Here is a 14683-nt window from a genome sequence, read left to right as displayed (position 1 = left end):
AAGTTGCTTTAGTTACCATCGGAACAGGTAGTATTGATACAGCTGTATGTCAGGAGATGTAAAAAATCGAATTATCAAATTTCATTGATTGTTATTTCAAAGAAGGCAATCATGGACCAATAACCATGGCGCGCAAGCGCGGATTGTCCTTAGGACATGGCATTAACCCAAATTTTTATTGGAAAAAATGCAATGTTATTTCATGTAGAAAGAAGGACAATCCTTTTGCGAAAATACATTAATGTGGTCATGAAAAAAATAGAGCCTATTATTGCAAGCGTCAGAAATTGCGGCCACACGATACCAAACCCTGCCCCTCTAAATAAAATCGATTGAGCAAGCATCACAAAGTGAGTGTTAGGCGCAACCAGCATCATGGTCTGGACAAATTCAGGCATGCTCTCACGAGGGGTCAATCCACCTGAAAGCATTTCTAGCGGGAGAAGTACCAGAATCAATAAGATACCAAATTGAGGCATGGAGCGGGTGATGGTTCCCATAAAAATACCTATTGACGTTGTAGCGAACAAATTGATTGCCGCACCAAGCAAAAACAGAAGAATTGAACCCTCAATGGGGGCAGAGAGTAACCCTTGTACCACTGTAATAAGCGAAACAGCACAAACGATGAGTACAATGGAAGCCATTGCCCAAATTTTGCTGGCCATGATTTCAAATGGCGTGACTGGCATCACTAATAAATGTTCAATTGTTCCATGTTCGCGCTCCCGAAGTAATGCGGCACCCGTTAGCACAATGGATAACATCGTTACATTATTAATCAACTCCATTAAGGCACCAAACCAGATCTTAGTTAATGTCGGGTTAAATCGAACGCGGACTGCAAGATCAACAGGCGGAGTTTCCACAGAACGATAATGTTCGACAAATTCATTGATCTCCCTCTCAATAATAGTTTGAATGTAGGCTGTTCCTGTGAACGCCTGACTCATGCGTGTAGCATCAATATTCAGTTGAAGGGTTGGCTTTCGCCCGGACAAAAGATTCCGTTGAAAATCAGGCGGGATATTTAAACCAAAGGTATATAAGCCTTCATCCATGCCCGAATCCATCTTTGCTTGTGAGGTGGTCACGTATTTTATAAATTGTGGGGGATAAAAAGCATCCCTGATACGTTGTGAAACAGCGGATTGATCGAGATCAACAATGACAATCGGTGCTTTGTGCAGCATTTCGGGCATGGCTGTGGCTGTTGTATAGATTTGTACAGTAAATGCAAAGACGATCAGTGCTATCATAATTGGGTCACGAAGCAAACTTCGATATTCCTTAAACCCAAGTTGCACAATATTACTTATTGTCACTTAGCGCTCCTGTTTTTTTAAAAATAAAAGACAACACCCAAGCAATACCGGCAAGGTGATGAGTAAATATAAAAAAGGATGGAGCAAATCTTGAAAACTCAGTGCCTTGGAAAAAGTACCTCGCGAAATCGTAAGAAAATGCGTTACCGGATAGATTTGGCCTATCATTGCTCCCAATCCTTCCAAAGAGGATACCGGCTCTATCATGCCAGAAAACTGGGTGGCTGGAAGAAGCGTCAGTATTGCAGTTCCAAACAATGCCGCCACTTGGCTTTTCATAAAAGTGGAGATTAGAAATCCCATCGAAGTGGAAAGAGTAACGTAGATTAAAGCACTAAAGAAAAGGATGGAAAAACTTCCTTTGATCGGTACATCAAATAAATAAATGGACAAGGCGATTAGCAATAGAAAATTAAATACGGCCAAAATCACATAAGGTATCAATTTTCCCAAAAGAAACTCAAGTTTAGTAATGGGCGTCACGTATAAATTAACGATGGATCCCAGCTCTTTTTCTCGCACCACAGAAAGTGCCATCAACATCGCCGGGATTAACATCAATAGGATAGGAATGACGGCTGGAACCATGGCAGGTAAACTTTTCACATCCGGGTTATAACGAAAACGAGGCTCAATATTGAAGAACTCCTCCGATTTTTGATGAGTCAAATAAGGCCAACTATTCACTAACCAATGCTGATGCATTCCATACACATAACTCTGAATGGTTTCTGCACGGGTAGGCATTGCTCCATCAATCCATGCCCCAACTTGTACGGGAGTCTCTTTATTGATGTCACGGGCAAACCCACTTGGGATTTCCAATGCCAAGCTTAATTTTCCGCTTCGCATACGTTGATCCATTTCTTTATAATCCAAGATGGGAGGGAGTTCTTTAAAATAGTGCGAGCTGGCTATATTAAGAACATAAGCGTGGCTGGCATTCGTTTGATCCCGATCAAGAACTGCAAAGGTTAACTGTTCGATATCCAGAGTAACTCCATAACTCATAATGATCATCAGTAGAATGCTTCCCAAAAGCGCAAGAGTTGCACGAATTGGATCGCGTATCAGTTCGAGCGCTTCACGACGGCTGTAGCTGAACATGCGTCTGATGTTGAAATATTTTTTTGCAGGAATGATTTTGGGGTGTTCAGATAAAGAGCTCATGATTGGTTTTGCAGGATGTTGCCCTGAAGGATTCACCTCCTTCTTCTTCATGGCCTCTTCTAGATAGCTGATAAAGGCTTCTTCTAGCGAAGAGGCTTGTCTTTGTTGGATGAGTTTGACTGGATTTTCACTAACCAATACTTTACCGGCATGCATCAGCGAAATGCGATCGCAACGTTCTGCCTCATTCATGAAATGGGTAGAAATAAAAATGGTTACTTTATCCTGTCGGGATAAATCAAGCATTAATTGCCAAAATATATCGCGAGCAACCGGATCAACACCAGAAGTCGGTTCATCAAGAATGAGTATATCGGGTTGATGGATAATGGCTACAGCAAGAGAAAGCCTTTGACGAAGACCTAGTGGTAATGAGTCAGGCCGTTCATTTTCATAGTCAGACAAAGAGAATTTTTCGAGCAATTGTTTGATGCGTTTGGGAATGCTATGGGCGGGCAAACGAAACAATTTGGCATGCAACATGAGATTTTGATGAACCGTTAATTCCGTGTACAGCGAAAAAGATTGGGACATATAGCCAATGCGTTGACGTATCATCAGATCGTTTGAATCAACAGATTGTCCAAATAGCGAAGCTTGACCCTCGCTGGCAGGAAGCAGACCGGTTAATATTTTCATAACCGTTGTTTTGCCACAACCATTCGAGCCAAGAAACCCAAAAATTTCGCCACGCTCTATACAAAAATTGACGTGGTCTACTGCGACAAAATCACCAAAGCGTTTGGTCAAACCGGTTGCTTCAATAGCTACTTCCGATTTTTGAGTGGATGAGCGGGGTTCTATTACCATGGGGTGCATTTGTCGCTGCTGCTCGGGTAAGAGGGCAACAAACGCTTCTTCCAGAGAATGAGTACGACTTTGCCTCAACAGGTCACTCATAGTCCCTGAAGCCAAGACTTTTCCAGCATTCATTGCAACCAGCCAATCAAAACACGCCGCTTCCTCCATGTATGCAGTGGCCACCAGAACACTCATTTTCGGCATTTCAGCACGCAACGTCTCAATGAGCTCCCAGAATTGACGCCTTGAAAGGGGATCCACTCCTGTCGTAGGCTCATCCAGAATTAACAGATCGGGAGTGTGAATCAGAGCACAACATAATCCAAGTTTCTGCTTCATCCCTCCAGACAGCTTACCTGCTGGCCTGTCTCGAAAAGGGAATAACCCTGTTCTATCCAACAAACGGGTAATGTAGTATTGTCGCACTTCACGGCTATGGCCAAAAAGACTCCCAAAGAAATCGATGTTTTCAAATACTGAAAGGGTAGGATACAGATTTTTCCCCAAGCCTTGAGGCATATAAGCAATGCGCGTGCAGAGGGCTTCACGATGAGAGCTACTCGCCATATTGCCACCAAGAACAAAAATTTGTCCGCGTTGAATGACGCGGGCTCCAGCAATGAGTGAAAACAGACTGGATTTTCCAACACCATCTGGCCCAATGAAGCCAACAATACAACCAGAAGGCAGTTTAAGAGTAATGTTATCCAGGGCACAAGTTTTACCATACCACAAACTCAGGTTATTGATTTCACAAACCGGTTTTTCAACCCCATTATTGGAGGCCTTGTTATTTGACATTTATTTTAACTTCCAACGCCGCGGGCCATTTGCTTTTGGGATCTAATTGAACATAAGCCATCCCTGGCAGCCCTGTCTTGACTAAGGCGATATATTTTTTCAGCAATTCAGGTGCAATACGGGCTTTAACACGGAACATCAGTTTTTCTCGTTCACTGGCCGTTTCTACGGCTTTAGGTGTGAATTGCGCCACACTGGCGACAAAAGTCACCTTAGCCGGTATCACATAGTTGGGTGCCGCATCAAGAATTAAATGAACTGGTGCGCCGATTTGTACTTTACCTGCTTGCTCTGTTGGAAGAAAAAAAACCATATACACATCACTTAAGTCAACCATGTTCAATACTCTGCCTCCTGCGCTGAGCACTTCTCCTGGTTGCGCAACCCGAAACTGGATACGTCCATCACAGGGAGCGATTAAAGTGCTGTCGTTGATATCTGCTGATATACGCTCGATGGTCGCTTGGGTCGCATCGACAGAGGACTCTACGGCGACAACTTCTGCCTCAGCAGTTGCAATCGATGCATCAGCGGAAGCAACATGCGCTTTGGCAGCATGGAGAGTGGCTTGTGCGCTATAGAAATGAGCACGGGCCTCATCAAGACTATCCAGTGACGCAGCCCCTTTAGTGACCAATTTTTCAGTACGGGAAAGGCGTTTTTGCGCCAAATCGAGCTCTGCTTCGCGTTGAGCAACGGTAGCTAATGCGGCTTCTTTTTCACTTTTTCGTTGAATGACCTGATTTTTGGCACTAATGACTTTGCTCTTGGCTTCTTTATTCTGTGCTTTGGCTTCTCTAAGCTGTGCTTCTAATACTTCCGTATCCATTTTAGCCAGAACTTGACCTGATTTTACAAAGTCACCTTCATCCACCAGGATGGTTTCTATTCGTCCAGGAATTTTGGTTGCAATATCAATCTCTACGGCTTCAATACGCCCATTACCACTGGCAAAACCTTCTCCCATTGGATTGGGGTGATAATAATACCAAAAAATGGGTATTAGCATAAGGCATAAACCGCCAATAACAATTCCCCATAACCATTTTTGTTTCCTTCCGACGGCCATGTTCATCCTTATTTTCAATAATCTCTTTTAATGTACCGGTATGAGGTGCATTCCAAAGTCCGCACGTTGTTTGGCATAAAACTGATTTAAGTTATTTTTGCTATATTAAAATTAATTCACTTAATGATTTAAGACAAATGTATTTTACACTCATTATGATTATTATAGGGATTTTTTTCCTTTTAGGAGGAGCCATCGTGGTTTGGCCGCTTATCAAAAAAGCATCGTATTATCATTACCAATGGATAGCCAATCTTGTGCTTATTTGTTTTTTTATAGGCAGTTTTCTTTTTGTCATTGTCTACACCCTTTTGATTAATGAGTTTTTTACGAATTATTTTTACGCCACCCTTTTTTTATTAGGGGGTTTTTATGTGTTTTGGATGAGTTATTTGAGTTCAAAAACGATTGAAAAAATCAAAACCATGGATAATTTGAAGTTAGAATATGAAAAAATTCGTTATAATGCAGAACACGATAAACTCACCGGATGCTTCAATCGTCATTATTTAATGGAAATTTTGGACAATCGCTTTAGAAAAATCAAATTAAACACTGGACAGTTAACGGTCATGTTTGTTGATTTAGATGGGTTTAAGAAAATCAATGATGAATATGGCCATGATTTCGGGGACCAAATCTTACAGCGCTTTGGTCAATTATTAAAACAACAACTTCGAGAAGAAGACATCATTGCCCGCTATGGTGGCGATGAATTTGTGGTATTGGTTGAAAACATCCCCTTAACTAAAGCCAAGTCTATCGGACAGAAAATCATTCAAACGACTTCTCGGATTACCAAAGAAAAACTCCCTAATCATTCATCACTTGGTTGTTCTGTGGGCATCACCCAATTAACCAAGAACTCGTTATCCATCAATAGCGTGCTAAAAAAAGCGGACGACGCCTGCTACAAGGCTAAAAAAAATCATGGCAATACCATTTGGGTCGATGACAACATGACCTCTTCATTTCTTGACTGATAACCCATGACAAATAACATTGATTAATAATCAAGTAGAAATTTAAAAAAGAAAATATCCTCCTACAGCGAAGATGAGATATAAAAAAACCAAGACGCCGCCCATCCATCGTGATATCCGCTGTGTTAACATAAAAAGAGAGATTATGACCATGGTGAACAAGCAAAAAGGCAGATAGAAAATTAATGTTTGCTGATTGACCTTCACGGGTTTTATCATGGCAATAATACCTGCATTAAATAAAAAAAATGCAAAAATTGAACCGACCACATTACCAAAACTAATTTCCGCTCTTCCTTTAAGTGCTGCAGGCAATTCCCTGGCTATTTCCTCAATACTGACTAAAAAAGCAAGAATAATCATTCCGAAAAAGGTGCCGGAAAGTCCAAAATATCGAATCATGGTTTTAGATGCCATAACGATGAGCTCACTCCCCACAAGAATGGCTACTAGAGAGAAGAGAAGTAATCCTAAAGATTTCCACCGTTCTTCTTTTTTGACCGAGTCTATGGTTTCAGAAAGTTCATGAGATGGCTTGATGTCATACCCTTTTTTATGGAGCCATAAGAGGTAAAAGACTGAAAGGATAAAGCTTACAAATAAAATCAAGCCATCGATTCTCGAAAGTTCCCCATCTAATGCGAATAGCCCCCATAGAAGAATAGCTAGGTTAGGTAAAATAAGAATACGTTTTGGTGTTTGCTTAAATGTCATCGGTGCAATTAATGCGGTGATGCCAAAGGCTAGTGCAATCGCGACCATGGTGGCACCGATGATTGAACCTAAGGCAATGCCTGCCATTTCGTTAAACGCACCGACGGCTCCAATGGCTAAGTTTTCTGGGTCGAAACCAATAAAAACAACGCTGATGAAAAAAGTAGAAACTCCAAAACTGGCCGAAGTTCCCACGGCTCCTTTCACCAGTTTCTCAGCAAAACAAATCACCAATAGAAGTCCTATGATAAAGAGCCCTATGGCCAGAAAAATATTCAATTTGTTGCTCCAGCAATGGAATTAGGTGTTGCCTTTTCGAGAAAATAAAGAGTTAATTCTTGTTCTATCACTGCAACTTGTGAATAAATTCTCTAATCGCAGCCACCTTGCATCATAGCTTACTTAATCCAAATAAATAAAGCTTTGCGGAGAAAGAAGAAGCCATCCGCTCTAATTCACTAATTGAGATAATATTTTAAGCGCTTATCCTCTATCGCTTGATTTTAATTTATGTTAGCATGCTAATTATTAGTTTGTTAATTGGTTTTTGGAAATGAGGCGCTTCACTCTGTTAGTGCATGAAATTAGCCTTGGTTGGCTCTATTTGCTCGATACAATCTCAAAACAGTTGAATTTTGGTCAGGCCCATCGAGCCTGGCTATTCCCCTTCTTAAGGGTAAAAAATCCATTGCTCCTTACGCAGCATCCTACCCTCTTTGAGACGTCAATTAAGCGACTCAGAGTAGGGCAGGTCATGAATAAATCGTACTTAAAACCTGCTGGGGCAACATCCCTTGATTGTAAGAGAATCCCTATCCACCCTGTGTCCTCCAGATTGAAATGGAGAAGCATATGAAATCCGCTTACCACAAGTTGATTGGGTTAACAGGGGCAATGGCTTTATGCTCATGCACTGTTGGGCCTGATTTTGTAAGACCCTCACCATTAAGAAACCAAGCCTACACCTCTAAATCAACATATCAATTGGGCAATCAACACGTAGCACTGAAGAATAAAACGTCACGAACCTGGTGGAAAGAATTTCATTCCCCAGCGCTCAATCACCTGATGGAGCAAGGCATCCAGCATAATTATTCTCTGGCGGCCATGCGAGAATCCTTGGCACAAGCCAAAGAGTTGGTTGCGGCCTCCCAAGGCCAGTTATGGCCTCAAGCCGGGCTCAATGCGACCGTCGGAAGGCAACAATATGGTCCTGCCACATTTGGACCCGTTAATCTCCGAATTGAACCCTTTTCCTATTATCAAATAGGTCCTAATGCTTCTTATACGCTCGATGTCTTTGGTGGAACACGTCGCACCATTGAAAAGCAAAAGGCATTAGCTTTATATCAACAACATGAGCTGGATGCCGCATTTTTGACATTAACCGGTAACATCGCCACAACGTCTTTAACCCTTGCGACAATAAAAGCACGCATCGATGTACTTAAGGACATTATCCAGGATGACAAGAAAAATCTACAGCTGATTCAAAAATCCTTTAGTGTGGGTTCGTCTTCTCGAAGTGATGTTTTAAGCGCGCAAAGCCAGTTAACCAATGATGAAACTTTATTGCCCTCTCTCTATCAACAACTTCGTGTTGCACAAAACACACTCAATGTTCTTTTAGGTACACTGCCACCGCGTTCACAGAAGGATTTAGTTTTTCAGTTAAAAGACTTTACTTTGCCTAAAAAACTGCCATTAGAACTGCCATCAACGCTTGCTCATAAAAGGCCGGATATCCTCGCTGCGGAAGCGAGTTTGCATGCAGCCAGTGCGGATGTTGGAATCGCTACGGCACGTCTTTATCCCAACATCACCCTTTCTGCCACACTCTTACAGGAGGGAGTAATTCCCAGCGCTCTATCAAGTATTTCTCCTAATGCATGGAGTCTTTTGAGTAATTTAACAACTCCTGTTTTTTCTGGAGGGACATTGCGTGCACAACGCCGAGCCTCCATCCATGCCTACCAATCGGTTTTGGCTCAATACCAACACATAGTACTTAAAGCATTTTATCAAGTGAGCGACCTGTTGTATGCCTTAAAACACGATGCAGAGGAACTTGCATTACAGAAAAAAGCGGTGCTGACCGCCAAAGAGTCTCTACGTGTGGCCAGATTGAGCTTTACTGCAGGCGTGGTTGGCGTTTTAGAAGTGCTTGATGCGGAACGATTGTATGCTCAATCGCGTTTGGGCTATGTCAATGCTCAAGCACAAAGGTATCAAGACACCATTCAACTGTATCTTGCTTTAGGTGGAGGGCTCTATCCTTAAACCTCGTGCACCTTGTTTATTAGGAATCAATGAGGTGGATTAATGAACTAGCAAAAATAAGGAATGTGCAAAAAATGGGGGTCATTCGCTCTGTGAATGAATTGAAATACTTTTTCCTTTTTTAACTAAGTCAGAGAAAATTTTAGAATTAAATGAAATGAGTTACAAATCATTAGTTAACAACGGGCTATACAATATGAACGCGTTCCCTATGGTATTATATGAAACCGCAGCCACTTGGCGAAATTTACTTGATAAACGCTTAAAACCATTAGGCCTTAGCCAGGCAAAATGGCGGGCATTGCTCCTTCTCTCCATGACGAAATACCCATTGACACAAATCCAACTTGCTAAAAAGCTAGGCATTGAGGCGCCGACTATTGTCGGTTTAATCGATCGCCTCACTAAAGAAGGATGGGTGATTCGACAAGATGCAGACTACGATCGCCGCGTCAAAGTCATCTGCCTTACTGAAAAAGCCACATTGACTCTTGACCAGATACAAAATACCGCAGAGGAACTTTCTAAGGAATTACTTGCTCCTTTATCTGAAGCAGAATTAGAAGCATGTATTGCCACACTACAAAAAATTAAGAAAACCGCCGAGGAATCTTATGAATAACCCAACCCTTCTGAAGAAATCAATCCTGCACAAGTGGCGCAATAAAACGCATTCATGGAAACGTTTTCTAATCGTCTTAAGTCTCACATTAATCACCTTAGCCAGCATTTATTTCTGGACTCTTGCTCAACGGTATGTCAGTACAGAAGATGCCTATATTAATGGAAATGTAGTCCAAATTGCATCCCGAGTAACCGGCCCGGTAAAACACCTCTATGTGGAGAACAATCAATTTGTTGAAAAAGGGCAACTGCTGTTTGAGTTAGACCGCACGCCTTTTGAAGTCGCAGTGGAACAAGCTGAGGCCCAATATCTCATTGATAAGACCAATCTGCAACATGCCGAAGCCACTTCCATTCGAACCCGAGAGTTAGTCAAAAGCGAAGTGATGTCTCGTCAAGCCGGAGATGATGTTAAAGCAAAACTTAAAAGCGCCAAAGCAGCTTTGAGACTTTCAGAAGCCAAACTCAAAGAAGCCAAATTGAGACTATCCTATGCCCGTGTGCTCGCTCCAACAAGTGGTTGGGTGAGCAACCTGTCTCTCAGGGTGGGCAATGTCGTTTCAGAAAACCAGCCCCTGTTTGCGATGATTGATGACACCACCTTTTGGGTGGATGCTAATTTTAAAGAAACAGAACTGGAACACATCCAACCAAATCAACGAGCAACCATTAAAATCGACATGTATCCCCATAAACAATTCATTGGGGTGGTCAACAGCATTAGCGGTGGAAGCGGCACGGCGTTTTCATTAATGCCACCACAAAATGCCACTGGAAACTGGGTCAAAGTAACACAACGCGTCCCTGTCCGCGTGCAAATCATCAAACCGGACTCCCAATATCCTTTGCGCCTGGGCACTTCAGCCAAGGTATCCATCGATTTACAGTCCAAGCAAGTGAGTAAAACCTCATGAATAATCCTTCGGACTCTTTATCCGCCTCACAACGCTGGATAATTACCGTAGCCATCATGGCAGCTACCCTGATGCAAGTATTGGACACGACCATAGTTAATGTCGCACTGCCTCATATGCAGGGTTCATTAGGCGCAAGCCCCGATGAAATAACCTGGACCTTAACCAGTTATTTAGTAGCTTCTGCCATTTTCATGCCTTTAACCGGTTATTTTACAGATAGGTTTGGCCGAAAAGCCTACCTTCTTTTATCAATTATAGGGTTTACCCTTACCTCCGCTTTGTGTGGTGCAGCAACCTCTATCGTACAAATGGTGGTATTTAGATTGCTTCAAGGCATTTTTGGTGCTGGGTTGGTTCCTTTATCCCAAGCCATTTTGACTGACATTTTTCCAGATAATGAACGCGGTAAAGCCATGGCCATTTGGGGTATGGGCGTCATGGTAGGCCCTATCTTAGGTCCGTCGCTGGGTGGGTATCTTACTGACATTGCCAGTTGGCGATGGACATTTTATGTCAATATTCCATTTGGGATTGCGGCAACACTGATGGTATTCCATTTTGTTCCGGATACTCTTAAAAAGGAACGCAAGATGGATTGGATTGGCATGATACTCATTGCGTTGGCAGTAGGCTCCATTCAATATGTTCTTGATCGCGGCAATCAAATGGATTGGTTTGCCGCCTTGGATATTCGCACTGCCACATTTTTAGGTCTCATCAGTTTATGTGGATTCATAGCGTACAGCATCAAAAACAAATCCAATGCCCTCTTTGACCTTTCTATTTTTCAAGATCGTAATTTTGTTCTTTCCAGTCTATTACTGGCCATCTTGGGATTGGGTATGTATGGAACAATGGTTATCCAACCCCAAATGCTACAAGGTTTACTGAATTATCCCGTTTTAATCGCAGGATTAATCATGGCGCCCCGCGGGATTGCCAGTATGTTCAGCATGATGATTGTTGGTAAATTAATTAATCAAGTTCAACCTCGCTGGTTAATTTCGATAGGAGTGTTACTCAGTGCTTCCGGGATTTATATCACGACTCATTACTCCCAAGAGGTTAGTCTAGCCTGGCTCATTTGGCCATTAATACTCCAAGGATTTGGATTGGGCTTGATTTTCGTTCCATTATCCTCTGTAGCATTTTCAACCTTACCGGTTTCTTCTCGTGCCGAAGCGGCTGGACTGTACAGCCTATTACGTACCATAGGCTCTTCTGTAGGGATTTCCATTACTATCACCTTCTTAAGTCGCCACACTCAAATGGCCTGGAATCAAATCGCAGGCTCAATTCAACCCTACAATCCAGCATTAATGGAATACCTACGCCCCTGGCATCTTAAAGCCACGGATCCACAAGCCGCTGCCTTATTATTGAATGAGCTAGGTAAACAATCGCTAATGCTCTCTTATATCAATACATTCGCGTTTATCATGTGGAGTTTTCTGATTATGTTACCTTTTGTATTATTGTTGAAACAAAATAATTCGCCAGCTACCTCTATTGTCAGCGAGTGAGGCGGCTCATTTCTCTTTCGTTGATTGTGAGCAAACAAAATGGCTTTGAAAAGCGGAATTGGATACATATTTTTATAGTCCATTACCTATGGTTCTCTAATAAAAGAGTAATGGTCATTGTTTGGTTATGTAATTCACAATTGCCAACGGTCAATGGTGACAATTCACCATAAGAGTAAAAGCCAATTTGAGTTGATCCCTTGGGCATTGATTGCAATGTAGTTTCTGTTTCTTCCTCAGTGCGCTCACCTAATAGTAGTCTTCTGCCAACACAACTAATATCAATTGCCAAAACGGGCTCTTCTTTTAAGTCCCTATTTTCAAAAAGAAGATTATTAGCGCTTTCACTTGCATCATTCGCACTTTCAATGAGTCTATCAAAATTGGCACGCATTAATCGAGCATGGTATCCTTGAGGTACGTCTCCAGCAAAAACTAAGGATTGGCTGTTTTCATCAATACCCAAAATAGTGCGTACAATATACTGAGAATCTGGATCAAAATAATTACGGATAGCAAGTGGGTAAAGCAAACCAGAAGCCGGTAATTCAGAAGCCCTCTCACCAAGATAAGCTTTATAGAGTTTTAATGCCGGTTGATGGTCTAATTCATAAAGAATATTTCCTTTAGAGTGGGTAATGAATCTTTCTGGACCAAAAATATCCCAACCGCCTTGCGACCCATATCCTATGTGGATTTGCTCGCCATAAAACCCTATGGCTGCAATGCAGTGGTCAACGATTTGTCCTTCATAGATAAGCCAGGTATTTTTAAAATCAGCACCGTCACCAGCAAGTCCTCCAGTAATAATGACTTCTTTAGCTGAGTGTTTGTTTAAGCCCTTGATTAATTCGGAACCATTAACATGTAAGCCGTCAGACAAAATAAAAATACCCTTGGGTTTCTGATGTTGATGCAATAATTTTGCCAATTGGGCACCGGCCTCGTAAGAATCTTCAGTTCTTTTTACTTCAGCCTTTGCGAGCTGTAGTTTTGTGGATTCAAATTGAACCACAGCAACGGAAATACTGTTATCAAAAATATTAGGCCCCAAAATTTCCCCTGCGGTGGAACAACCTATGATTTTTGATTTTTTATAAGCTTGGGCTAATTGTTCAATTGGTTTTGCATTATTTCTAAAGTTTGGACTGGCAAAAACTAAAACGAATGTACTTTCGGAGTCCAGTTCAGGAAATTTCTGAATGCTCCATCCCAGATTTTGGATGTATTGAAAAGATTGAATTTTCATTATACTAATGTCATTTCAATTTAACTTTCGAATAATCAATTATAGCCCATTTTAAAATATATTAATAAAATGAGATATTCAAAATTAGATATTCGAAAGACCCTTCGGTAACATTCACTTATGAGGCAATAGGCGAACCCCACTTGCAGGAATTGCGGGTTGCTGATTTGCTTAAGATGTAATCCAAACCATCTATTTTTCCCAAAATTAATTCTTCTGTTAGATTAAAATAATAAGTCTGTACTTGATACCCACGTAGTTAAGAAAAACCAATCGACACACACAATGCAAATGATAAAAAAACTTTCTATGACATCCAAATACCTGAATTTTTAAATTTAAAGTTTACGGCATATTGGTACAATGATACTTATTTAAAACAACACTTAAGAGAATACAATTCCAAAGGCGAACCAGTTATGTTTTTTAAAAGAAACAATGACACCGACTTGAAGGGAGTCATGATAGAAAATGCCTTTATAAAAGGAAATGAAAATTATTATCTTTTTCTTGGATTTGAAATCGATACTAAACTTACAAAAAAAGACACACCTTCAATTGTATTTCCAGGAGGATTTGAACATACCACAATTAGCTTAGACCACAAACAAGATACATCTTTCTTGACGCTAACATACTCTACAAATGAAAACTATTATAATTTAATTAACGAAATAGGCACCGTAGACATTCAATATCCTCTTTTTTAAAGCAAATTATGTATAAAAAATGACGTAGTTTCATAGATTTGACCACGTCACCTATGATTTATTACCGCCATCTACAAATTAACCCAATCTGCGCCAATGAATTGAAACATGCTTTACTAAAGTCCGTTGAATGCGCTGTAAAGGATATTTAATCTTTAATATACTCTGAATTCAGTTCATCTTCGTATATAATTCACGCCCTGTTATGACTCGGGTATATAACGATCACTATGGACAGAATATTAACTATTTCTTTACTCATTTTTATTCACATTTCCACGGCATGTGCAGAATTAACCAAAAAATACATTAGTCATAATGTAGAAGATTTTAATAGCACAATAACTGCGACAATGAATCGAACAAACTTTGATGAATGTAAAAGTCTTGGAAGAGAGTTTGTTGCAGATTTTAATAAAGCACACAAAACATTTCTCGATGGTCAATACATCAAAGCAACTATTAATGTATTAAATATTGTAGAAAAGCAAATGAGTCATATGGATTTTCTTTAAGT

General features: G+C 41.0%; 12 protein-coding genes. 7 read left to right on the top strand and 5 right to left on the bottom strand.

The window, feature by feature from the left end; all coding sequences use genetic code 11:
- Positions 1-200 precede the first annotated feature (200 nt).
- The 3 genes from ACWTE2_RS34440 to ACWTE2_RS34430 are packed head-to-tail and all read right to left on the bottom strand — an operon-like array spanning position 201 to position 5166.
- A complete protein-coding gene (locus ACWTE2_RS34440) occupies positions 201-1325 on the bottom strand; it encodes an ABC transporter permease (RefSeq protein WP_019350447.1) in 1125 nt (374 codons plus the stop codon).
- Positions 1326-4097 carry a ribosome-associated ATPase/putative transporter RbbA gene (gene rbbA, locus ACWTE2_RS34435; RefSeq protein WP_014845108.1) on the bottom strand — a complete coding sequence of 924 codons (2772 nt, stop codon included), beginning with the start codon at positions 4095-4097 and terminating at the stop codon, positions 1326-1328.
- Positions 4087-5166, bottom strand: coding sequence for an HlyD family secretion protein (locus ACWTE2_RS34430; RefSeq protein WP_019350448.1), 1080 nt, complete (start codon positions 5164-5166; stop codon positions 4087-4089). The genes rbbA and ACWTE2_RS34430 overlap by 11 nt, the downstream gene beginning before the upstream one ends.
- Before the next feature lie 197 nt (positions 5167-5363).
- Here ACWTE2_RS34430 and ACWTE2_RS34425 point away from each other — a divergent pair, with 197 nt between their 5' ends.
- Positions 5364-6149 carry a GGDEF domain-containing protein gene (locus tag ACWTE2_RS34425; protein WP_230304804.1) on the top strand — a complete coding sequence of 262 codons (786 nt, stop codon included), beginning with the start codon at positions 5364-5366 and terminating at the stop codon, positions 6147-6149.
- A 42-nt stretch (positions 6150-6191) separates the two neighbouring features.
- Here the strand turns inward: ACWTE2_RS34425 and ACWTE2_RS34420 are convergent, their stop codons facing one another.
- On the bottom strand, positions 6192-7142 hold the full coding sequence (locus tag ACWTE2_RS34420) for a sodium:calcium antiporter (RefSeq protein ID WP_014845105.1): 951 nt from the start codon (positions 7140-7142) through the stop codon (positions 6192-6194).
- A gap of 573 nt (positions 7143-7715) precedes the next feature.
- Between ACWTE2_RS34420 and ACWTE2_RS34415 the strand changes: the two genes are divergently transcribed.
- The 4 genes from ACWTE2_RS34415 to ACWTE2_RS34400 all read left to right on the top strand — a co-directional run bounded on the left by ACWTE2_RS34415 (position 7716) and on the right by ACWTE2_RS34400 (position 12207).
- Positions 7716-9143 carry an efflux transporter outer membrane subunit gene (locus ACWTE2_RS34415; RefSeq protein ID WP_014845104.1) on the top strand — a complete coding sequence of 476 codons (1428 nt, stop codon included), beginning with the start codon at positions 7716-7718 and terminating at the stop codon, positions 9141-9143.
- A gap of 211 nt (positions 9144-9354) precedes the next feature.
- Complete coding sequence (locus ACWTE2_RS34410; protein ID WP_231294697.1) at positions 9355-9765, top strand: MarR family winged helix-turn-helix transcriptional regulator; 411 nt, start codon at positions 9355-9357, stop codon at positions 9763-9765.
- Positions 9758-10681, top strand: a complete 924-nt coding sequence (locus ACWTE2_RS34405) for an HlyD family secretion protein (protein WP_014845102.1) — start codon at positions 9758-9760, stop codon at positions 10679-10681. The genes ACWTE2_RS34410 and ACWTE2_RS34405 overlap by 8 nt, the downstream gene beginning before the upstream one ends.
- A complete protein-coding gene (locus ACWTE2_RS34400; protein ID WP_014845101.1) occupies positions 10678-12207 on the top strand; it encodes a DHA2 family efflux MFS transporter permease subunit in 1530 nt (509 codons plus the stop codon). The genes ACWTE2_RS34405 and ACWTE2_RS34400 overlap by 4 nt, the downstream gene beginning before the upstream one ends.
- An 82-nt stretch (positions 12208-12289) precedes the next feature.
- On the opposite strand, the gene ACWTE2_RS34395 is transcribed toward ACWTE2_RS34400, so the two are convergent.
- Positions 12290-13456, bottom strand: a complete 1167-nt coding sequence (locus ACWTE2_RS34395) for an FIST signal transduction protein (protein WP_014845100.1) — start codon at positions 13454-13456, stop codon at positions 12290-12292.
- Positions 13457-13875: 419 nt separating this feature from the next.
- On the opposite strand from ACWTE2_RS34395, the gene ACWTE2_RS34390 reads away from it, so the two are divergent.
- Positions 13876-14166 (top strand): hypothetical protein, encoded by a 291-nt coding sequence (locus ACWTE2_RS34390; RefSeq protein WP_014845099.1) that lies wholly within the window; start codon positions 13876-13878, stop codon positions 14164-14166.
- Between the two features lie 230 nt (positions 14167-14396).
- A complete protein-coding gene (locus tag ACWTE2_RS34385) occupies positions 14397-14681 on the top strand; it encodes a hypothetical protein (protein ID WP_014845098.1) in 285 nt (94 codons plus the stop codon).
- Positions 14682-14683 lie beyond the last annotated feature (2 nt).

This window comes from Legionella nigrisilvae, assembly GCF_977063395.2.
The sequence above is the reverse complement of the archived record's forward strand: the minus strand, read 5'-3'. Positions and strand labels throughout refer to the sequence as shown.